Origin of the sequence: Chroococcidiopsis sp. SAG 2025 (assembly GCF_032860985.1) — a bacterium.
GTDB lineage: Bacteria > Cyanobacteriota > Cyanobacteriia > Cyanobacteriales > Chroococcidiopsidaceae > Chroococcidiopsis.
On record NZ_JAOCNC010000001.1, the window covers coordinates 3,127,107 to 3,147,834 of the forward strand.

Annotated in this window: 19 protein-coding genes; 12 read left to right on the top strand and 7 right to left on the bottom strand. The window is 46.0% G+C overall.

What is annotated here, in order from left to right:
- Positions 1-55: 55 nt before the first annotated feature.
- The 5 genes from N4J56_RS15125 to lepB all read right to left on the bottom strand — a co-directional run bounded on the left by N4J56_RS15125 (position 56) and on the right by lepB (position 6,584).
- Positions 56-1,366, bottom strand: coding sequence for a D-alanyl-D-alanine carboxypeptidase (locus N4J56_RS15125; protein WP_317107190.1), 1,311 nt, complete (start codon positions 1,364-1,366; stop codon positions 56-58).
- A gap of 418 nt (positions 1,367-1,784) precedes the next feature.
- On the bottom strand, positions 1,785-3,113 hold the full coding sequence (locus N4J56_RS15130; RefSeq protein WP_317107191.1) for a dihydrolipoamide acetyltransferase family protein: 1,329 nt from the start codon (positions 3,111-3,113) through the stop codon (positions 1,785-1,787).
- Between the two features lie 160 nt (positions 3,114-3,273).
- Positions 3,274-3,726, bottom strand: a complete 453-nt coding sequence (locus tag N4J56_RS15135; RefSeq protein WP_039714230.1) for a YlqD family protein — start codon at positions 3,724-3,726, stop codon at positions 3,274-3,276.
- Positions 3,727-3,771: 45 nt separating this feature from the next.
- The gene (locus N4J56_RS15140; RefSeq protein WP_317107192.1) at positions 3,772-5,805 is read right to left on the bottom strand and encodes a long-chain fatty acid--CoA ligase; all 2,034 of its coding nucleotides are present in this window, start codon (positions 5,803-5,805) and stop codon (positions 3,772-3,774) included.
- A gap of 200 nt (positions 5,806-6,005) precedes the next feature.
- Positions 6,006-6,584, bottom strand: coding sequence for a signal peptidase I (gene lepB, locus N4J56_RS15145; protein WP_317107193.1), 579 nt, complete (start codon positions 6,582-6,584; stop codon positions 6,006-6,008).
- A gap of 237 nt (positions 6,585-6,821) precedes the next feature.
- Between lepB and N4J56_RS15150 the strand changes: the two genes are divergently transcribed.
- Positions 6,822-8,213 (top strand): malic enzyme-like NAD(P)-binding protein, encoded by a 1,392-nt coding sequence (locus N4J56_RS15150; RefSeq protein WP_317107194.1) that lies wholly within the window; start codon positions 6,822-6,824, stop codon positions 8,211-8,213.
- 60 nt (positions 8,214-8,273) lie between these two features.
- Positions 8,274-9,428: a hypothetical protein gene (locus N4J56_RS15155; protein ID WP_317107195.1), complete on the top strand. Its 1,155-nt coding sequence runs from the start codon at positions 8,274-8,276 to the stop codon at positions 9,426-9,428.
- Between the two features lie 80 nt (positions 9,429-9,508).
- Here N4J56_RS15155 and N4J56_RS15160 read toward each other — a convergent pair whose 3' ends face one another.
- Positions 9,509-11,476: a DUF1565 domain-containing protein gene (locus N4J56_RS15160; protein ID WP_317110642.1), complete on the bottom strand. Its 1,968-nt coding sequence runs from the start codon at positions 11,474-11,476 to the stop codon at positions 9,509-9,511.
- 372 nt (positions 11,477-11,848) lie between these two features.
- On the opposite strand from N4J56_RS15160, the gene N4J56_RS15165 reads away from it, so the two are divergent.
- From N4J56_RS15165 to N4J56_RS15210, 10 genes are all read left to right on the top strand, one after another.
- On the top strand, positions 11,849-12,880 hold the full coding sequence (locus N4J56_RS15165) for a thiamine phosphate synthase (RefSeq protein WP_317107196.1): 1,032 nt from the start codon (positions 11,849-11,851) through the stop codon (positions 12,878-12,880).
- 20 nt (positions 12,881-12,900) lie between these two features.
- A complete protein-coding gene (gene thiS, locus N4J56_RS15170; RefSeq protein WP_317107197.1) occupies positions 12,901-13,113 on the top strand; it encodes a sulfur carrier protein ThiS in 213 nt (70 codons plus the stop codon).
- A 98-nt stretch (positions 13,114-13,211) separates the two neighbouring features.
- A complete protein-coding gene (locus N4J56_RS15175; RefSeq protein ID WP_317107198.1) occupies positions 13,212-14,087 on the top strand; it encodes an ABC transporter permease in 876 nt (291 codons plus the stop codon).
- Positions 14,084-14,209 (top strand): hypothetical protein, encoded by a 126-nt coding sequence (locus tag N4J56_RS15180; protein WP_317107199.1) that lies wholly within the window; start codon positions 14,084-14,086, stop codon positions 14,207-14,209. The genes N4J56_RS15175 and N4J56_RS15180 overlap by 4 nt, the downstream gene beginning before the upstream one ends.
- 62 nt (positions 14,210-14,271) lie before the next feature.
- On the top strand, positions 14,272-14,994 hold the full coding sequence (locus N4J56_RS15185) for an ABC transporter permease (RefSeq protein ID WP_317107200.1): 723 nt from the start codon (positions 14,272-14,274) through the stop codon (positions 14,992-14,994).
- A gap of 10 nt (positions 14,995-15,004) precedes the next feature.
- A complete protein-coding gene (locus tag N4J56_RS15190; protein ID WP_317107201.1) occupies positions 15,005-15,127 on the top strand; it encodes a hypothetical protein in 123 nt (40 codons plus the stop codon).
- Positions 15,128-15,142: 15 nt separating this feature from the next.
- Positions 15,143-16,621, top strand: a complete 1,479-nt coding sequence (locus N4J56_RS15195) for a gamma-aminobutyraldehyde dehydrogenase (RefSeq protein WP_317107202.1) — start codon at positions 15,143-15,145, stop codon at positions 16,619-16,621.
- A 136-nt stretch (positions 16,622-16,757) separates the two neighbouring features.
- Entirely contained in the window at positions 16,758-18,095 is a 1,338-nt protein-coding gene (locus tag N4J56_RS15200) for an ABC transporter ATP-binding protein (protein WP_317107203.1), read from the top strand.
- A gap of 148 nt (positions 18,096-18,243) precedes the next feature.
- Positions 18,244-18,384 carry a chlorophyll a/b-binding protein gene (locus N4J56_RS15205; protein ID WP_317107204.1) on the top strand — a complete coding sequence of 47 codons (141 nt, stop codon included), beginning with the start codon at positions 18,244-18,246 and terminating at the stop codon, positions 18,382-18,384.
- Between the two features lie 260 nt (positions 18,385-18,644).
- Positions 18,645-18,824, top strand: coding sequence for a chlorophyll a/b-binding protein (locus N4J56_RS15210; protein ID WP_015154022.1), 180 nt, complete (start codon positions 18,645-18,647; stop codon positions 18,822-18,824).
- Between the two features lie 178 nt (positions 18,825-19,002).
- On the opposite strand, the gene rpoD is transcribed toward N4J56_RS15210, so the two are convergent.
- Positions 19,003-20,181 (bottom strand): RNA polymerase sigma factor RpoD, encoded by a 1,179-nt coding sequence (gene rpoD, locus N4J56_RS15215; RefSeq protein ID WP_317107205.1) that lies wholly within the window; start codon positions 20,179-20,181, stop codon positions 19,003-19,005.
- Positions 20,182-20,728 lie beyond the last annotated feature (547 nt).

Here is a 20,728-nt window from a genome sequence, read left to right on the forward strand (position 1 = left end):
GACTCAATTCTTGTCACCAGCCACGCTTTCACTAGTCACTCTCTACTGATAACAGTCATCCCTTGTACAAAATTTCGTTTCGACTCGCTGCACCCAGGGGAGTAGGGGTAACGTCGATCGCGTGGGGAGCGATCGCGGTAGGAATGACGGGGGAGGCGTGCCATTTGTGGAGGAGATTTTGCAGGAATTTGTCTTGTCCTGCGCGCAGACTTTCAATCTGCCATCCTCTATTGATAATGACAAACCAAACCAAACCGCGATCGCGGGTGGGCAAAACTCCTGCTAAGGCGCTAACTTCGTTCAAGGTTCCGGTTTTGACGACAGCACCCGCAGGGACGTGGCGTAGTTCTAGCGTACCTCGGCGATCGCGTCCCGACACGGGGAACAAGTCGGCAACGCTCAGCTTATAGGGAAGTAATTCTCGTTGTACTGCCATAAACATTGCACAAGCTGCCCTGGGAGAAATTTGATTTTCCATCCCTAGTCCAGAAGTATTATCCAGCAAAATTTCTGAGTCTGGCACTCCAGCGGTTGTTGCCGCTATTTGGCGCACGCTTGGCGCTCCACCTAACATTTGCCCTAACATCTGCGCCATTTCGTTATTACTGTAAACATTCATTTCCTTCAGAATTTCTGCCAAAGATAAAGAATGATGACGTAGTAATAAGATTTGCTTGGGATTGGCGATCGCCGCGACTTGTACGGTTCCGGCGATCGCGACACGCGGTTTTGGCGTACCTGGGGGTAAGGTAGAGTATTGCATTTTGGCAGCAGCTTTCCAGGTAGAGGCATCCAGTCCTTGTTTGAGCAGTTCTCCAGCCTTGAGGGGATCGGATTGATAGTTCATGGCAAAATTACCAGTCACTACCAAATTGCCTGTAACGCGAGAAATTCCCAATCGATTCAGACTGTTACCCAGGGCGATCGCTTCCTCCCAAACAAACAGCGGATCTCCTCCGCCTGTAACGATTAAATCTCCCTCTAAAACTCCTTTTTGAATCGGTCCTGTGGCACTAATCAGCGTTTGGAAGCGGTGATTTGGTCGCCAAGTTTTTAAAGCAGCTAGGGATGTAGCTATTTTTGTCAGCGAGGCAGCCGGTAAGGGAACTCGACCGTTATTTTCGCTCAGTAATAATGGTCCCGACTGTATCCAAATTCCCTGCTCGGGGCTGGCTATTCCTTTGGTTTTCAACCCTTGTAAATACTGCTGCAAGGTTGTCATCGCTACGCCATCCGGTGCTGAGTTCAGCACTAGTGCCGGAGCAGTTTGTAGCGCTAATAATTCCCATGCTGCTGATGCTTCAGGGTGTATCCCTGCCACACCTAGCCAAAAACCAACTAACCCCGAGCTAATCAGATCTAACATATGAGCGATCGGTTATCAGTTATTAGTTATCAGTTGTCGTAGGGGCGGGTATAGCCAGCAGATTCACGGCTAAAACCATAATCTTCGCTTCATACCCGCCCGTACAGTTGTCAGTTATCCGTAATGCGTGATGTGTAGGATTTAGGATTTAATTGCAAATTGCAAGTTGCAAATTGTGACTTGATTTTGTTCCCTACTTTTTGGTTCACTTTCACTATTTTGAATAATGAATGCCAAATTGTCTCTACTTTGGAGTGGTTGGCGATCGGTAGATAATGTTAAGAGTTTGGGCGAATAGAATTCGCTGCTACACAGACAAAACCCGCCTGCGCGGGTTAAATCTGCGTTTTCCGTGAGTCTGCGCAGGCAGACTTAGTTTGTGTAGTCGCGACTTACAGTCGCAAGAGTGCGAGATAGGCTACATTGTCAAAGACTGAGCGTTCGTTTCAATTAACTTCGCCAAATCTTGCAAGAACGCTGCTGCATGAGCGCCGTAAATAATCCGGTGGTCGCTGGTCATATTGACCTGCATTTGCTGGCGCACGCCCAACATTCCATCAGATGTAGCCACAACCTGGGGACGCGACGCACCGATCGCCAAAATTGCTCCTTGTCCTGGGGGTAAAATGGCATCGAAACGGTCTACGCCAAACATCCCTAAATTTGACAGTGTAAACGTGCCGCTGTTGTATTCTTCTGGTTGCAACTGCTTGGCTCTGGCACGGTCTACTAAAGACTTCCAATTGCGGGACAGGGAATAAATATCTAATCGATCGGCATTTTGCAGCACTGGAGTAATTAAGCCACCGTCATCCATTGCTACAGCCACAGCAATATTGATGTTGGGGTGATAGACAATTCCCTGTTCTGAGTAACTAGCATTCACCAAGGGATGCTTTTGTAGTGACACCGCTACAGCTTTAGCTAATAAAGCTGTCATTGTTACGCCCTTGGACTTAATTTGCTTGTAAAGCTTATCCAGTGCATCGGTAGTAATGGTATAACCCACCCGAAAATCAGGTGCTTGCAGGCTAGCAACCATATTCCGTACCACAGCATTTTGTAGTGTGGTGAGGGGCTGCACGGAGCCAGCAACGGTACTTACAGGGGCAGGGGTAGCAGCTGGTTGAGGCGTTGGGGCTACACTGGGAGTCGTTACTTGAGGTTGGGCTGGAACCGATGGGGCTGTAGTCTTGCCAGCAAAAGCTTCCACATCCTCCGCTACAATTCGACCGTAAGGACCGCTACCTTTAAGAGTATTCAGATCGACCTTTAAATCCTTCGCTAACTTGCGAGCGCGGGGTGAAGCGATAATTCGCCCATCAGTACGACTTGCACCATTTCGAGACTCAACTTGGGATTCAGCTGCAACCGTGCTGACAGGAGTTGGGGTAGGGGTTGTATTCCCTACATCAGCCGTTTGTCCTGGGGAAGTTGTAGCAGCAGGTGCTGAAGTTGTTTGATTTCCCGACTGCGCTTGTTGTTGCGCGATCGCAATTTCTGCTTCTGTTTCGGCAATTAAGGCGATTGTAGCTCCTACAGGGGCAGCTTCTCCGGCTGGGACGAGGATGGTAGCAAAGTATCCTTCATAAAAGGATTCCACATCCATGTCTGCCTTATCGGACTCAACCACTAGGACTGTTTCGCCTTTTTCTACCTTGTCACCAGGCGATTTGACCCAAGAGACAATTTTGCCTTCGGTCATTGTAGAACTGAGAGCGGGCATGAAAACTTCGTGTAGAGTCATGGAGTGGTTTCCCAACAAGCGCGATCGACTAGATTTTAAAAATAAACCAGAAGGTTATTTTACCTTTAGTGAGCTGGTAATTGGTAATTGGTAATTGCTAATTGCTAATCGCTCATTGTTCATTGTTCAAGAGCCATTAGCCATTAGCCATTAGCCATGCTTAAATTTCACCGCGAATTTCTTCTACAATTCCATCACGCAACAGAATTTCAACTTGGAGTTTGGCGATCAGGTTGTCCCCTGGCTGGACGCTGAAGATCCCTTCTAATTGAAATTGGCTGACTTCTTGATTCATTTCGAGCAGTTGCACCTGCTGAAGGTTCTGCAAACTCTGGTTTTTTTGCTCCAACAGTTCGCTTTTTTTCTCGTTGACTTGCAGTTGAATGCTTTCGATCTGCTGGCGAGTTTCTGGACCTGGAGGCTGTATGCTTTGTTTTTGGATCTCGGCGATCGCCCGTTGTCCTTGTCTTTCTAATTGTTGCAATTGCTGGTCAACGGCGTTAATTTGTGCTTGTAGCTGCTGCTGGACTTCATCTTTCCAACGGGGAGTCACAACTGCTTTGACGTTGATCGGGCGCTTTAACAACATCTGTTGAGGGTTTGCGGCATCCATAGTTGATGATTGGTATTTGTTACATAGTTTGCGGTAATCCTAAGATTACCTAAACATCCCGTCAATCATATCGTGATAGCGCTCCATGACAACGGGTCGGCGAATTTTTAAGGTTTGGGTTAACATTCCATTCTCAATCGAAAATGGCTCTAAAATCAGCCGATATGTACTGATGCGATCGTCGGGACGATACCCTGGACGGTCTTTGACTTCCCGCGTTAACTCTTGGCGGAATAAGTTTTGGATGGCTGGGTGGTTGAGATCGATTGTCGGTAGGGGCGGGTTTGGAAACCCGCCCGTACGGGAATCGGAAATACTTTCTTTTCCTCGCTCCTCGCTCCTCACTCCTCGCTCCTCTTGTGGTAAATTCAACTGCAAATTCTGAGAGACTGCCCACTGCTGCAATGCTTCTAGATTAGGGACAATTAAGGCTCCGAGCGATCGCTGGTCTTGTCCGACTAGCATAATTTGGTCGATGTAAGGACTGCGCAGACAGGCATCTTCGATTGGCTGCGGTTCGATATTTTCACCGTTAGACAAGACAATCGTATCTTTTGCCCTGCCTGTTAATACAATGTCATTTGCTGGCGTAACTAGACCTAAATCGCCAGTATCGAACCAACCTTCAGGATTGATCGCTTTGGCTGTCGCCTCTGGGTTTTTGTAGTAACCCTGCATCACCTGGGGTCCTCGGATCAAGACCAAGCCGCGCTGCATCGGTGGTAGGGTTTGGCGAGTTTCAGGATCGACGATTTTGGCTTCCGTGCCTGCCATTGGCAACCCAGAGGAACCGCGTAGATTGCGCCAAGGGCGACGAACGTGGGTCACGGGAGAGGTTTCGGTTAAACCGTATCCTACTAAAATTTCGACACCAACAATTTCAAAAAAGTTTTCGAGGTGCATGGCAAGGGAACCACCACCGCTAATCACCTGTCTAATTCGTCCTCCCGTTGCTTCTCGTACCTGTTTGTAGACTAAACGATCGGCAAGATTGTGAATCGGTGCTAAAACTGCGGTTTGAATCCCAGCTTGCAGGCGTTGCAATGGAGAAGGATAAAGGTTATCTAATGCTAAACCTCGAACAATTCGCCGTGCTTTTATATAACGTTGGCTAATATTCAACAGGGAATAGATCAGACGTTGTTTTTTAACGGGTTGGTCGCGGAACTGTTTTTGCACCCCTTCGTAAATCGATTCCCACAACCGAGGAACGCCTACCATGAGGCGAGGTTTGAATGTTTTTAAGTCTGCTTTAACGTGACGAATATTCGTGTATATCTGCGTACAACCTTGAGAAAGGAGGAAATATTCGACACTCCGCTCGTAACAGTGCCAGACAGGTAAGATACTGAGAATGCGATCGCCAATTTCTGGTTGTACGACTGCGCCAAATGACGTAACTTGATGCAGCAAATTTCCGTGAGACAGCATTACACCTTTAGGTTTACCTGTCGTCCCAGAAGTGTACATCAGAGTGGCAAGAGTATCCCGATTCTGCACCACTAGTTGGAGTGGTTGGTTTTCTCCCACTGCCATCAGTTGAGAGAAATTCATAATTTTGAGCGAGCCAGTTTCCTCTAAGATTTCGTCTGACAGCAACACCACCAACTGAATTGGAAGTTTGTCTAAGCCATCGCGCACTTTACTTAAAGTCTTGCGGTCTTCTATTACCAGTGTTGTACTACCGCTATGTTCCAAGATGTATAGTAATTCTTGTTTTTCCGCTTGGGAGCTACGCACGACATCCACTCCCCCAGCCGTTAATATTCCCTGGTCGGCAATCAGCCAGCGCGGACTATTATCTGCGACTAGCCCCACTCGATCGCCTGCTGTTACCCCTAGCGCTTGCAACCCTGCGGCAAAGATTTGAATGTGCTGGTACAACTGACTGTAGGTAAAAGTTGTCTCTGGTTGGACGTGGGGATCGTGCAGCGCCACGGTATCACCGAATTTTTTGACAGCGATCGCCCAAATTTCTGGTAGTGACTGCACGCTGGAATAATCGACCGTGCGTTTTAAATTCGAGCGTTCTCGCTCGGTTAGGTTGAAATAGAAGTTAGAGGGGCGGTTGTGCGACATAACTCATGCGACAAAACTCAATCGCTGGTAAAGTTCGTTGGCAGTCCTATATACATACAACTTACCTTGCGATAGATGCATTTGAGCTATTAAGTTAGGACACAAGCATTGCTGTCTACTAATGAGGGAGTCGGCAGTGGGAGAGTCGGGAGCAGGGAGCAGGGAGCAGTGACCAATTACCAATTACCACGCACTACTCACTACTTAAGATCGCGAGTAAAAATACCAATGCGATCGAAAGGATAGAAACGGACGATCGCCTTACCAATGATCCGATCGCGTTTTACAAAGCCCCATTCGTGTCCGTCGCAGCTATTGTTGCGATTGTCTCCTAGTACCAAATAAGAATTCGGCGGGATAACTCGAACCGGGCGCTCGTAGTCTGGTTTGCTGGCAATATAGCTTTCTGCTAGAGGGCGATCGTTGATATACACTTGTCCCGCTTTCACTGCCACTCGTTCCCCAGGAAGTCCAACGATTCGCTTAATAAACGAGTCATGCGAGTTAGATGGCAATCCACACGCAGAGATTGCAGCAGGAGGTGGTTGAAACACTACGATGTCACCTCTTTGGGGTGCTTGGAAGCGGTAGCTGAGTTTATCTACCATCAAGCGATCGTCAACTTCTAGTGTTGGTTCCATTGACCCAGAAGGAATAAAAAAAGACTGGGCGACACCAGCACGAATTCCAAAGGCTAAAAACAAGCTCAGACCTACAGTTTTCAGTCCCTCGATCCACACATTATCTGGCTTTGGCTGCTGAGGATTCCGCTTAGGCATTGGCAAACGCAGGTTAAATGCAAGTTATAAGTACAATAACTGGTTAGCTATGACTGAAGTTATATTTCTTGGTTCCCGATTGCAGTTATCAGGGTAATTGGTAGTTGGTAGTTGGTAATGGGTAATGGGTAAATGGGTAATGGGTTGTTCATCCCTAATTCCCTCAGATCCCGACCTTCTCTTGTCTCCCTTGTCCCCTTGTCCCCCTTGTCCCCTTGTCCCCTTGTCTCCCTCTTTATGGTTAACCCAACTCCAAATTCTAGTTTTAGCTTGACGCTGCGCTTGCAGATTCCCAATCGCGTTGGGATGTTGGCTAGCGTGACTCAAGCGATCGCCTCTTGTGGTGGAACTCTCGGTCAAATTGATTTGGTGGAACGCACGCGATCGCAGGCAATTCGCGATCTGACTGTAGATGCTTCTAGCACGGAACAGGCTGAGGCGATCGTGCAGGCAGTACGGGCATTACCAGAAATTGAAGTGATTAATGTCTACGATCGCACTTTTAATTTACATCGGGGCGGCAAAATCTCCGTTATCAGCAGACTTCCGCTCAAAAGTCAAGATGATTTGGCAATGGCATACACGCCAGGAGTGGGGCGAGTTTGTTTGGCGATCGCCCGTGACCCAGAACAAGTCTACAATCTGACGATCAAACAAAACACTGTAGCGATCGTCACTGATGGGAGTGCAGTTTTAGAGTTGGGGAATCTGGGGGCGGCGGGAGCATTACCTGTAATGGAAGGCAAAGCCACGATCTTTAAAGAATTTGCTGGAATTAATGCTTTTCCAATTTGTTTGGCGACTCAGGATACACAAGCAATTATCGCTACTGTGAAAAAAATTGTCCCCGTATTTGGTGGCATAGACTTGGAAGATATTGCTGCCCCGCACTGCTTTGAGATCGAACAACGGCTGCGGCAAGAATTAGATATTCCCGTGTTTCACGGCAACCAGCAGGGGACAGCGATCGCGGCGCTGGCGGCGCTGATCAATGCTCTAAAGTTAGTTAACAAGTCACTAGCGGAAGTGAGGATTGTTATTAACGGTGCAGGGGCGGCGGGAGTCGCGATCGCGCGTCTTTTGAAAAACGCTGGTGCTGTCCATATTTTGCTGTGCGATTCTAAAGGTATTCTTTCCACCCACCGCCAAGATTTAACTGCTCAAAAGCAAGAATTTGCTGTCAGTCAAATGGGAACTTTGGCAGGTGCTTTAGTCGGTACTGACATATTTATCGGTGTTAGCGCCCCAGGTATATTAACGCGAGATATGGTGCGATCGATGGCAAAAAATCCAATTGTGATGGCGATGGCAAATCCCGTCCCTGAAATACAGCCAGAACTTGTGGCTGAGGATGTTGCAGTCATGGCAACGGGACGCAGCGACTACCCAAATCAGATCGATAACATTCTGGCATTTCCTGGGGTATTTCGCGGGGCTTTAGACTGTCGCGCCACGAAAATAACTACCATGATGTCTTTAGAAGCAGCACAGGCGATCGCCTCTTTGGTAACATCCACAGAACTCAACCGCGAATATATAATTCCCTCTATTTTTGACGCTAGAGTTGTTCCTACTGTAGCTGCAGCTGTGCAACGCGCTGCTCGTCAGGAGGGAATTGCACGGTGTTAAGGTTTGTATTTCGCTTGGCGAGAGCGGGAATTATATATATGTCAACACAAGAGATTTTCTATGACTGGTGGCATTTATTTAATTCAGGATGATGGGCGATTAGTTGAAATGACGGAACAAGCCTATAACTCAGAAGCTTTACTACAAAAATTGTTAGTAGATTATCCCAGTCTTCTGGCTGGAGATCAAATAGACAGCACGACACCGCGACGCTGGTTATTAATAAAACCAGAAATGGAAGTTCCTTCAGAAGAAGATGGATATGGACGCTGGTTTGTCGATCATTTATTTCTCGACCAAGACGGAATTCCTACAATTGTGGAAGTCAAGCGTAGCTGTGACACTCGAATTCGGCGAGAGGTTGTCGGTCAAATGTTAGATTATGCATCTCATGCTGTAGTTTATTGGTCAATTGAAAAAATTATTGCTCAGTTTGAAGCAAATTGTCAGATTAGAGGTTTAGAACCTAACACATTGTTATCGCATTTCCTTGTACCCGATCGTCCAACATTATTCAATCTTATTGAAGATGATATTCAAATCTCTAATTTTTGGCAAAGAGTTAAAGATAATTTGCATATAGGTAAAATTCGTTTATTATTTGTAGCTGATAAAATCCCATCTGAACTTCAGCGAATTATAGAATTTTTAAATAAGCAGATGAACCCAGCAGAGGTTATAGGAGTTGAAATTAAGAAATTTGAAGGGCAAAATTTAAAAGTTCTCATTCCTAGAGTTATCGGTCAGACAACAGCAGCAAAAGGTAATGAAATTAGTAGTGTTGCGCGAGAGGTTAGACAGTGGAACGAAACAAATTTTATTGAAGAAATAGAAATAAAACAAGGAGTTGACATAGCAAAGATTACTCAAACAATCCTTGATTGGGCGAGCTGTAAAAATTTATTTCCTACATGGGGTCAAGGAAATCAATCTGGTTCTTTCACACCAAGAATCGTCACTACCAAAGGAGAAAAGAAAAAGTTTTTTGTAGTTTGGACAAGTGGCACAGTTGAAATTTCTGCAAACGAAGCTCCGTTTCATCTTCCAGAAATTAAGAATGAACTGCTCAATCGTCTGACTTCTATTGTAGGTAAAGCAGTATCTGTCAACCCGTATTATTGGTATATTCCATTATCAGTTTTAAAAGAAGAAAGCGTCTTAAAGCAATTTTTAGAAGCGATCGATTGGGCAGTAGGTGAAATACAAGTATTATAGATTAAAGATTTCTATTGCCTAACTTTGAACGCCCTTAGTTTTTAACATTAGTACGTATCAATAACGCTTCTAATGTTGAGTTAATTCATCTGTTCAACTTTAGCTTTTAACCCGTTACTAGTAAGTAACTGCGCAACTTCATCAGCCTTAGAGCGATCGCTAAATGCCCCCGCTTGCATAATTGTTTTACCCTTAGCAGAAACCCGAAATGAACCAGGAACGAGTGATCGCACTTTTTCTTGTGTAGGTGCGTTTTCTGCTTCTACCAAGACTCGATAGCGCAAACTTCCCACTTGAGAAGAGTTATGCGATGATACCGCAGCAATTCGGGCGGGGCGATCGCTACTAGAAGGTATGTCACCATCGGGAACGGGTAACAATTCGTTAGGATTGACGGCAGCTGGTTTTAAAGTTGGTAAGCCGTGAGTTATCGTATCGCCTTTTGCTGGTGGCTGCGATCGGCTGACGGGAATTTCCACTTCAGTTTGAGGGTTGGCAGCAAGCGGTTGCTTCTCATTTGTAGCAGGGGCTTTTGTTGCTTCAGGCTTGGGTTTAGTTGCAGGAGCTTTTACTACTTCGGGCTTAGGTTTTGTCGTTGATGTCGCGACTTTTGGAGATTGGTTATGTGATGCAAGTTTGCTAGGCTTAGATGCTGAAGGCTTCTTTGGCTTTTGAGCGGGCTTCTTTTGAACTGGCGCTGATTCTGACTCTGGAGGCGGTACGGGAATTTCTACAACTTGTAATGCTGGTTGAGAGGCTGGAGGAGAATTCGGAATTCGGAATTCGGAATTCGGAATCAAAGACTCTCGTGCGGGCGGGTTTGATGGAATTGTAGGTTTGCGCACAGGATCTTCTGGTAAACCCGCCCCTACGACTCCTGTACGGGCGGGTTTTGAACCAAGATTTATCGCTTCATCGGTGGCACTTTCGCTCAACCCGCCCCTACGATTCTCGACTCCTCCCGAATTTGAGGCAACATTACTCGTTCCTGCAAAATCGATATTACCAATGGAACGATCTGCGGTAACTTGATTGCCTACAGCAGAGATTGTGATTCGCTTAGCAGCGCTGCTATTGATGTCATATCGCCCATTTTGGCGAAATTGATTTTTACCTGGTTCGGTTGGCGTGCCTAAATCGGGTTGACTGTTGCCAATCGCCACGACACCATCTTCTTTATTACCCTCAATAATGTTATTGCGTAGGACTGGTTTTGTGAAAGCTTGAGACACGACACCAGCCCGATTATTAATAATTTGATTCTCTATAATTAACGGTGCGGCTCGTTGAGCAACATTAATGCCATAACCCGTTTGCTCAAAAACATTAGCGCGGATCTCTGGTTTGGAAATTCCGTAAACTGTAATTCCATTCGCGCCATTCTGAATAAAGCGGTTGTTGCGGACGATTGGCGCACTATCACCCGTGATGGAAATTCCATCGTGGCTGCTACCAGTAAAAGTATTATCCGCGATCGCAGGACTGCATGACTCAATCCATAATCCATAACCGCGTGGGTTGGGATTCGTGACTGTTATTCCCGTCAATCCCGCTTCATCCGCCCCTAAAATTGCTACATCTTGACGAGCAAAGGTAGGACTCATGTACATTCCCCCACCCTTGATAACAATATTGCTACCCTGGTTGCTAGAGTCGCCTTGAAGAGTAACTCCTGGTTTCAGTCTGAGCGGAAATGTCTCTCCAGATTCTCTACTGTAAGTTCCCGCCGCTAGTTTAATGATGACATTGGATTCAGCTTGTTGAAGGGCTTGAGCAATCGTTTTAAAAGGACTGCTTTCACTGCCATTGCCATTCTCAACAGCTGTAGGATTGACAAATATAACTTTCTTCGCAGTTTGAGATTCGCTAGTTGGGGTTTGCGTCAGTTGCAGTGGTGGGATAGCAATACCTACATGACTGAAACACAGCCAGAAAAATATAGTTAGACTGATTCTAGTGGCACTTAAGAATAAACCGTGAATACAAGTTTTCTGCGCCATCGTCTGGAAGGATAAATAGAGATGGCGATCGCTACGGAAACTTTTCATACTCACGGCACTCCTTCTCACACAGACACAGGATTTTACTGCCAAATTTTAAATGACAATAAAGTTTAGCTTTTTTCTTTTTTGACTTGTTCTGCCTCCTTATATATCTAAAGAGCATAAAAGTCAAGAGGCGATCGGTTGTTGGTTGTTAGTTGTTGGTTGACAGTAAACGCTACGCTACACTGCCTGAAGACGGTTGTTTTTTCTCCCTCAGCTCCCCAGCCTCCTCAGATCTCTTCTCCGACTCCCGATTCCCGACTCCCGACTCCCGGCTTCCGTCTCCCGACTGTCGTAAACTGAGCAGGGACTGTTACGATTAGAACATCAAATGGTCTGTTCTCAGTCAGGTAGCTACGAAACGGGAGAGGACAAGTGCAGCCAGCTGTCTGCCGAATTTTGGATGCAAACTTAGACCGCGCCCGTGAAGGCTTGCGGATCGTAGAAGAGTGGTGTCGATTTGGATTAAATAACAGCCAATTCAGCGATGAATGCAAGCAGCTGCGCCAAGAGCTAGCCAGCTGGCATACTTTAGATTTACGAGTGGCACGAGATACTCCTGGCGATCCTGGGACAGAACTGACTCATCCCCAAGAGGAGCGACGATCTGGCTTAGGAACTTTGCTGCAAGCCAATTTCTGCCGAGTAGAAGAAGCTTTGCGGGTTGTAGAAGAATATAGCAAGCTCTACAATCCGAAAATGGGAGCTGCCTTTAAACAAATGCGTTATCGAGTTTATATCCTAGAAAGTCACTTACTAGGTTATCAACGACACCAACGACTAGCGCAATCGTACTTATATTTAGTGACTTCCCCGACAGAAGGGCTGTTTCATGTAGTAGAAGCAGCACTGCAAGGAGGACTGAGCCTCGTACAGTACCGCGATAAGGATACCGCAGATCTCGATCGCCTGGAGACTGCTCGACAATTACGTCAACTCTGTCACCAATACGGGGCAATTTTCTTAGTCAACGATCACATCGATCTCGCTTTGGCAGTAGATGCCGATGGAGTGCATCTAGGACAACAGGATATGCCAATTGCGATCGCCCGCCAACTCCTCGGACCCCAGAAAATTATCGGACGCTCTACCACAAATCCAGAAGAAATGCAACGAGCAATTCAGGAAGGAGCCGATTATATTGGTGTAGGTCCGGTCTATGAAACGCCCACAAAAGCAGGCAAAGCACCAGTAGGATTAGAATATATTCGCCATGTGGCTAAAAACGTTTCAATTCCCTGGTTTGCGATCGGTGGCATAGATGTTAACAATGTGAATGAAGTGCTAAACGCAGGTGCGCAGAGAGTTGCAGTCGTAAGAGCGATCGTGCGAGCCGAGCAACCTACTCTAGTAACGCAGTATTTTTTAGCACAGCTCGCCCGCGTACAACCCCGTACAACTCCATAAATAGAAGTTAATTAAGATTTATGACCGAACAAATTAGCTTACAAGTGAATGGAGAAACTCGTAATTGTGCTAACAATGCTCGACTTCCAGAGGCGCTAGAACAACTCGGCTTTAACCCGCGCTTAGTTGCAGTAGAATACAACGGCGAAATTTTGCACCGTCAGTTTTGGGAGAACACTCAGTTGCGAGCAGGCGATCGCCTAGAAGTCGTTACAATTGTTGGCGGCGGCTGACAGTTATCAATTACCAGGTATCAGTTCTCAGTGAACAGCGAAAAGTGAATAGTGACCAGTGAGTTTTGACTTTTAACTTTTAACTTTTGACTTTCTCAATGGACGTAACCATAACAGTCCAGCCAAAACCTGCTATTAAACCAGTAGGTTTTTGGGTCAATTTTTTACCTCCTTGCTTATGGATGCTAGGGTTTTATTTCATTCCCCTAGCCATACTCCTCAGTTATGCTTTCATGCAGCACCAATATGTGGAGGTTATTCCTCGATTCACCTGGGAAAATTTTGCCCAAATTGTAACTAATTCTGGCTACCGCAATACAGTTATTCGGACTCTATACATTGCGATCGCTGTCACTATAATTGATACGCTGTTAGCTTTTCCAGTTGCCTACTTTCTGACTAAGTATGCAGGAAAATATAAACAATTATTGACAATCTTAATTCTCTTACCGCTGTGGTCTAGTTATCTCGTGCGCGTTTTTGCGTGGCGAATTATTTTAGGCTACAACGGCGTACTCAATAGCTTACTAATATCTCTAGGTATACTATCTCAGCCTTCTTCCCTATTTCTCTACAATCAATTCTCGATGGTTGTGACTCTCTGCTACGTATGGCTACCATTTACGATCTTACCTTTGGTAACTGCCTTCGAAAGATTGCCGAGTAACTTACTAGAAGCATCGGCAGATTTAGGAGGACATCCTTTATACACTTTTCGTAGAGTCACTTTTCCTCTAGTTTTGCCAGGAATTTTGGCGGGTTCGCTATCAGTATTTAGTTTGACAATGGGAGATTATATTACTCCTTCCTTAGTGGGTGGGGCAGGAGATATTTTGATTGGTAATATTGTCGCCAATCAATTTGGTGTCGCTGATAACTGGCCTCTTGGTTCTGCTTTAGCAATGGTAGTATTGTTGCTAATATTTGGACTGATAGCCATTATCTCCCGCAAAGGTGCTTTAGAAAACTTATGAAGTTAGTAGAAGATAGAAGTGAAGTCAAAAGTCAAAAGTCAAAATTTAAAGTTTCCCGACTCCCGACTCCCGTACGGGCGGGTTTACCAAAAAACTTCGTACTAAACAGAGATTCTGTGTGAACCCGTCCCTACGACTCCCTAAACTAATTTTTGGCACAGTTACACTAATAATCTATTTATTCATGTATTTGCCCATCCTGACGATCGCTATCTTTAGCTTCAGTCAGGGGAGAGTGCTATCTCTACCAATTCACGGTTGGACTCTGGATTGGTACGCCAAGGCTTTGCAGGACGAACAACTGCAAATAGGATTATTTAATAGTTTAAAAGTGGCGATCGCCTCTTGTACTATTGCTGCAACTCTAGGAACTTTGGCAGCTTTAGCAATCCAGCGACATCAATTCTTTGGCAAAAACTTCTTCCGCGCCGCAGTCATCTTACCGATTGTTCTGCCTGGAATTGTCACGGGGGTAGCCATGCTCAGCTTCTTTTCGGCAATAGACTTACCCTTGGGATTAATGACTGTCATCATCGGTCATGCCACGTTTGGCTTTCCGGTTGTATTTAACACTGTCGCCGCCCGAATTGCCCGTCTACCCCGCAGTTTGGAAGAAGCCGCCGCCGATTTAGGTTCTCCCCCTTGGGAAGCATTTTGGAAAGTGGTATTTCCTGGGTTACGTTCGGCTCTAATCTCAGCTACCTTACTTGCCTTTACCCTAAGTTTTGATGAGATCGTCGTGACAATCTTCCTCACGGGGCAGGATAATACACTACCAATGGAAATATGGGCGCGACTGCGTTTTGGTATGACCCCAGAAATTAACGCTACAGTAACACTGATTCTTTTATTTTCAGTCGGTTTGGTGTTGTTGAGTCAGTGGTTAGGAATGAGGAGTGAGGAGTGAGGAGTGAGGAGTGAGGGGACAAGGGAGACAAGGGAGACAAGGGGACAAGGGGACAAGGGAGAAGAAACTACCAATTACCAATTACCAATTACCAATTCCCGACTCCCGACTCCCGCTCTTTGCTGATAACTGAATAACTGAGGGGATTATGGAACAACATAAGATGATTATCGGCGGGGAAGCAGTGGCAGCGGTGAGTGCTAACTGGGAAACGGTCATCGATCCTGCTACGGAAGAAGCGATCGCGGAAGTCCCGCAAGCAGATTATGCTGATGTGAATAAAGCTGTAGAGGCAGCAAAACAAGCTTTTCCTTCATGGTCTAGCCTCTCTCCAAGCGAACGGAGTGCATTGCTGTACAAACTTGCCGATGCTCTAGAAGCAAAAGCAGAAACACTAGCAAAAACTGAAAGCCTCAATGTCGGTAAACCAATTAAACTAGCAGCCAACGGCGATATCCCCTTTGCGATCGACAATATCCGCTACTTTGCCGCACAAGCCAGAGTCATAGAGGGAATTGCAGCTGGAGAGTTCGTTCCTGGCTACACTTCTGCTATCCGTCGCGAACCAATTGGCGTAGTTGCTTCCATTGCCCCCTGGAATTATCCAATCATGATGGCAGCATGGAAAATTGCCCCAGCAGTTGCGGCGGGAAATACTGTTGTCATCAAACCCGCACCCCAAACTCCTTTAACAACTATAATGCTGGCTCAAACAGCGTTAGAAGTTGGCTTTCCGCCAGGAATCATCAATGTCGTAACAGGTAAAGGTCCAGGGGTAGGGGAACCTCTGGTCAATCATGCCGACGTGCGAATGGTTTCGTTTACTGCTTCTACCCGCACGGGTAAGCGGATTATGGAACTAGCGGCTCAGAAAGTGACGAGAGTACATTTAGAATTAGGCGGGAAAGCTCCTTTTGTCGTGTTTGCTGACGCAGACATCGAAGCAGCGGCTAGAGGTGCAGTCGTTGGCGCTTATATCAATACAGGACAAGATTGTACAGCAGCCACGCGAATTTTAGTAGAACGCTCCCGCTATCAGGATTTCTTATCGGCTTTTACCAAGCTGTCACAACAGATCCGCCTGGGAACGCCACAAGCAGAAACGACGGATATGGGTCCATTAATCTCATCTGACCAACGCCAACGAGTGCATGGATTTGTAGAAAGAGCCAAGGCGGATGGAATTACCGCGCACTTATCAGGTGGAATACCTGAAGGCAAGGGTTTTTTCTACCAACCGACAATATTTTGTCAGGCTGCCACTCAAAGCGAAATTATGCAAGAAGAGGTATTCGGTCCCGTCCTGGTAGTCAATTCGTTTGATTCTGAGGCAGAGGCGATCGCAGTTGCAAATGACGTGAAATACGGTCTGGCTGCATCTGTGTGGACGAAAGATTCTGCTAAAGCTTGGCGCGTTGCGAGTGCGCTACAATTTGGCACGGTATGGATTAACGACCATTTGCCCCTGGCTTCCGAAATGCCTCACGGTGGCTTTAAAGAGTCCGGCTTCGGCAAAGATCTCTCCCGTTATGCTTTTGATGAGTATACAATTGCCAAACACGTTATGTTCGACCTCAGCGGCGCAGTCAAAAAACCCTGGCACTTTACGGTCTTCGGCGATGCTTAGTCAGTTACCAGTTATCAGTTGTCAGTTATCAGTGAAAAGAGGCAAGAGGCAAATTTTGAATTTTGAATTTTGACTTCTCCCCTTGTCCCCTCACTCCTCACTCCTTACTCCTCGCCCCTCACTCCTCGCCCCTCCAATGGCAGCAGTCACCCTAGAAAACGTTTACAAAAGCTTTCCCGCTCGTCCTGGCGATCGCGCTGTAGTCCCAATGACAGCAGATCTACTCGCTCCGGTTGAGGTTACACCTGCAATGGAAGCATCTAAGTCGCAGGTGGAGAAAGTACCAAAGCAAGCAGAAAATGTCGATGTCTTGCGCTCGATTAACCTCACTATTGAGGATGGCGAGTTTATGGTGCTGGTCGGACCTTCAGGCTGCGGTAAAAGTACGCTGTTGCGCTCGATCGCAGGGTTGGAAGAATTAAGTTCAGGCAACATCTGGGTTGGCGATCGCCTGGTCAACCAACTTCCGCCTAAAGCACGAGACATCGCGATGGTGTTTCAAAACTACGCTCTTTATCCCCATATGTCGGTGTATGACAATATTGCTTTTGGACTGCGGCGTACTAGAGCTGGGGGAGCTGAGGGAGTTGAGGGAGCAGGGGGGACAAGAATTCCGCTTCAGATTCAAAATGTCCTAGTGGGGATGACGAGCAGATTGCCGAAAGGACTGCGTTACATGACGGCAAGGGAACGGGCGATCGACCAGCGAGTCAGGAGTGTTGCAGCATTGTTACAAATTGAATCTTTTTTGCAGCGCTTGCCAAAACAGCTATCGGGAGGACAAAAGCAAAGAGTCGCTCTCGGTAGAGCGATCGCCCGCAACCCCCAAGTCTTTTTGATGGACGAACCCCTTTCCAATCTGGATGCAAAATTGCGAGCAGAAACCCGCGCTCAAATTGTCAAATTGCAACGTCAGCTGGGAACGACGACGATCTACGTCACTCACGATCAAACAGAAGCAATGACGATGGGCGATCGCATTGCTGTGATGCACCAAGGACAAATCGAGCAAGTCGCTCGTCCGCTAGAACTTTACAATCACCCCGCGACTAAATTTGTGGCTGAATTCATCGGTTCGCCACCGATGAACTTTCTCTCCGTCCAGTTTCAAGCTCCGCAGGCGATCGTCCATCCCCTATTTCGTCTCAATCTTTCCGAAGTTTGGGCATCTACTTTACAGAAGTATGATGGACGAGATTTAATTTTGGGCATTCGACCAGAACACCTAAATTTGAGTAGCGCCGCACCTGACAATCTCCCCGTACAAGTCGAGCTAGTAGAAGCCTTGGGCAACGAAACCTACCTCTTTGTCACGACTATGACTGCGGCTAATGCTACTCCTACTCCGTTACAAGTACGTATTCCACCAGAGCGGACGGTGAACATTGGCGAACAATTGTGGCTATCGCTTCACCCAGAAAAAATTCACTTTTTCGATCCAGCAACCAACTTGTCAGTAAGTCGCAAGTTATAAGTCGTAAGTCAGAATCAACTGACAACTGATAACTAACGACTGACCATCTCCTCCTTAAGATAGAGCGCAGCAGAATCTTTATTTTTTACATTAATTTACATATTCTGTTGTAATTCTTAATGAGTCAGGGCTAACTGGAGATAGAAGTATGCAAGATACTACAAAACTTGCCACTACAGCGATGGAAGATCGCAATGCATGGCGCTGGGGTTTCACCCCTCAAGCAGAACTCTGGAATGGTCGCTTGGCAATGGTGGGCTTTTTTATTGCCTTATTTCTTTACCTGTAGTGTGAGGCTAGGCAACCACTCGTTTTTGGTTAGCGAAGGTTCTGGCTTTTGTGGAGTGGGCATCTTGCCCGCTCGTAATTTGAATGTACGCTAGCTGATTTTTTGATTTTGGTTCGATCTTCTTTGCTTCAGTCCGACTTTTTGCCAGTAAATTTCATTTAAGCTGTTGCATCTTCATCGACTAATTGTTATATTAATTTACATAACTAAATAAAAAGTTACAGTTTTCTGACTGAAGTACCAATTTAGGAGCATCAATCATGCAAGACACAACTAAAGTTACCACACCAATCATTGACGATCGCAATGCATGGCGTTGGGGTTTCACACCTCAAGCTGAAATTTGGAACGGTCGTTTAGCAATGATCGGTTTCCTAGCAGCTGTGGCGATCGAACTGTTCTCAGGTCAAGGTTTCCTTCACTTCTGGGGAATTCTGTAAATCTGTGGTGTTAGATTTAAAGCAACAAAAAGACTTGGGAACAGGCATTCCCAAGTCTTTTTTTGTGTGAAGACTATCCACAACTATCTTCACACTAATCATGCATTTTTCGCTTCAAAACCAGAAGTTAGTCTAGATACATCTAAAAATCTTTGATTCCGACTTCTGACTTCCGACTTCATCTAATATATTCTTTCAACACGCTATTCCGGTTGGGATGGCGAAGTTTACGTAAAGCTTTTGCTTCGATTTGACGAATTCTTTCGCGAGTCACGTTGAAGATCTGTCCGATTTCTTCTAGCGTTTTCATTCGACCGTCATCTAATCCATATCGCAAACGCAACACGTCTCTTTCCCGTGGGCTGAGGCTATCCAAAACTTTTTCTAAGTCTTCGCGCAATAAATTCTTAGAAACCTGATCTTCTGGCGTTTCTCCATCCGACTCAATAAAATCGCCCAGTCGGGAATCTTCTTCCTTACCGATGGGCGTTTCTAATGAAATTGGTAGCTGGGCTGATTTAGCAATAAACCGCAACTTTTCGATTGTCATTTCCATGCGGGTAGCAATTTCCTCTTCAGTGGGCTTGCGACCCATTTCTTGCGATAGCAATTTAGTGGTTTTTTTAATGCGGGAAATAGTTTCGTAGAGGTGGACTGGCAGGCGAATAGTACGAGATTGATCGGCAATGGCGCGAGTAATTGCTTGGCGAATCCACCATGTAGCGTAGGTAGAAAACTTATAGCCTTTTTCGTGGTCGAACTTCTCAGCCGCCCGAATCAAACCTAAAGAACCTTCCTGAATCAAGTCTTGGAACGACAGCCCGCGATTCATATATTTTTTAGCGATCGAAACCACTAGGCGCAGGTTTGACTGCACCATCTTGTCCTTAGCCCGCCGTCCGACGTGCAAACGATAGCGAAATGCAGGTAAATTCTGCTTAACTGCTTCCGCCCATTCACTGTCTTGCGGTTCGCGATCTAGTCGATCGGATAACTTTTCTCGAATTCGCTCTAGTTCTAGTAAATCGGCAATTTTTCGTGCTAATTCAATCTCTTCGTCTGCCCGCAGAAGGCGAATTCTACCGATTTCTTGTAAGTAAAGGCGAATCGAGTCTTCGGTATATTGTTTTTTCTTTGTTTGCGCCCGCCGACGGGTTTTTCCACCTTTCCCAGGCTTAGCGTCATCCTCGTCAGGCTGAACTTCTAAAAATCCGTCACTATCATCTACTTCTAAGCTTTGTAACTCTTCTGCTTCTTCTAATGAAAAGTCAAAATCGCGCTCGAAATCAGACTGGCGAGCCGTTTGGGGTTCAGACTGTTGAATATTTTCGAGTAGTACGTTGTTAGCCTGGTTCATGCCGCGTTCCTCATGCTCCTTGATTCAACAAACATTTAGTCACTTAAAAATTGCTCTCATTGCATCAGCTAGCGACTGGCTGCAAAGAGATTCTCTGTCGGGAAGATTCATGGGCAGATCCGAACGATATGGTGGTAGGATTCTTGCCTGAAAACATACTTTGAGATTAACCGATTGGTCTAAAATAAGCTCTGCTCAATTTAATAGACATAGCCTTGGATAGATGCACCAATAGCTATTTATCTCTTAGGTAATGAAGACCGTTCCGATTGTAGCCTGTTTCACAAAATTTGGGCAGATTTAATGTTCTAATTTTGAAGTCAGAAGGTCAAGACAAGTTCAATTGTTTCCCAATTTGGATTTACACCTACGAATTACATCTTAAATTTGTCTTCCGCAATCTGGAGAAAAATCGCGTAGATCTACCCAGGTTGCAGAGTGCAAATTGATGGTGAAGTGTAATGCTTAGTAGTGTAAGACAACAGGAGCAGAGCATTTTTTGCCATTGCGTGTTTTGCGAGGAAAAATAGTCTAGACCACCTATTCA

Bases quoted from the DNA above. Each gene is read 5' to 3' on its own strand.
- N4J56_RS15195 (WP_317107202.1), top strand. From the start codon at position 15,143: ATGGAACAACATAAGATGATTATCGGCGGGGAAGCAGTGGCAGCGGTG.
- N4J56_RS15180 (WP_317107199.1), top strand. From the start codon at position 14,084: ATGAAGTTAGTAGAAGATAGAAGTGAAGTCAAAAGTCAAAAGTCAAAA.
- N4J56_RS15185 (WP_317107200.1), top strand. From the start codon at position 14,272: ATGTATTTGCCCATCCTGACGATCGCTATCTTTAGCTTCAGTCAGGGG.
- N4J56_RS15140 (WP_317107192.1), bottom strand. From the start codon at position 5,805: ATGTCGCACAACCGCCCCTCTAACTTCTATTTCAACCTAACCGAGCGA.
- N4J56_RS15155 (WP_317107195.1), top strand. From the start codon at position 8,274: ATGACTGGTGGCATTTATTTAATTCAGGATGATGGGCGATTAGTTGAA.
- rpoD (WP_317107205.1), bottom strand. From the start codon at position 20,181: ATGAACCAGGCTAACAACGTACTACTCGAAAATATTCAACAGTCTGAA.
- N4J56_RS15125 (WP_317107190.1), bottom strand. From the start codon at position 1,366: ATGTTAGATCTGATTAGCTCGGGGTTAGTTGGTTTTTGGCTAGGTGTG.
- thiS (WP_317107197.1), top strand. From the start codon at position 12,901: ATGACCGAACAAATTAGCTTACAAGTGAATGGAGAAACTCGTAATTGT.
- lepB (WP_317107193.1), bottom strand. From the start codon at position 6,584: ATGCCTAAGCGGAATCCTCAGCAGCCAAAGCCAGATAATGTGTGGATC.
- N4J56_RS15175 (WP_317107198.1), top strand. From the start codon at position 13,212: ATGGACGTAACCATAACAGTCCAGCCAAAACCTGCTATTAAACCAGTA.
- N4J56_RS15135 (WP_039714230.1), bottom strand. From the start codon at position 3,726: ATGGATGCCGCAAACCCTCAACAGATGTTGTTAAAGCGCCCGATCAAC.
- N4J56_RS15150 (WP_317107194.1), top strand. From the start codon at position 6,822: ATGGTTAACCCAACTCCAAATTCTAGTTTTAGCTTGACGCTGCGCTTG.
- N4J56_RS15210 (WP_015154022.1), top strand. From the start codon at position 18,645: ATGCAAGACACAACTAAAGTTACCACACCAATCATTGACGATCGCAAT.
- N4J56_RS15205 (WP_317107204.1), top strand. From the start codon at position 18,244: ATGCAAGATACTACAAAACTTGCCACTACAGCGATGGAAGATCGCAAT.
- N4J56_RS15160 (WP_317110642.1), bottom strand. From the start codon at position 11,476: ATGAAAAGTTTCCGTAGCGATCGCCATCTCTATTTATCCTTCCAGACG.
- N4J56_RS15130 (WP_317107191.1), bottom strand. From the start codon at position 3,113: ATGACTCTACACGAAGTTTTCATGCCCGCTCTCAGTTCTACAATGACC.
- N4J56_RS15200 (WP_317107203.1), top strand. From the start codon at position 16,758: ATGGCAGCAGTCACCCTAGAAAACGTTTACAAAAGCTTTCCCGCTCGT.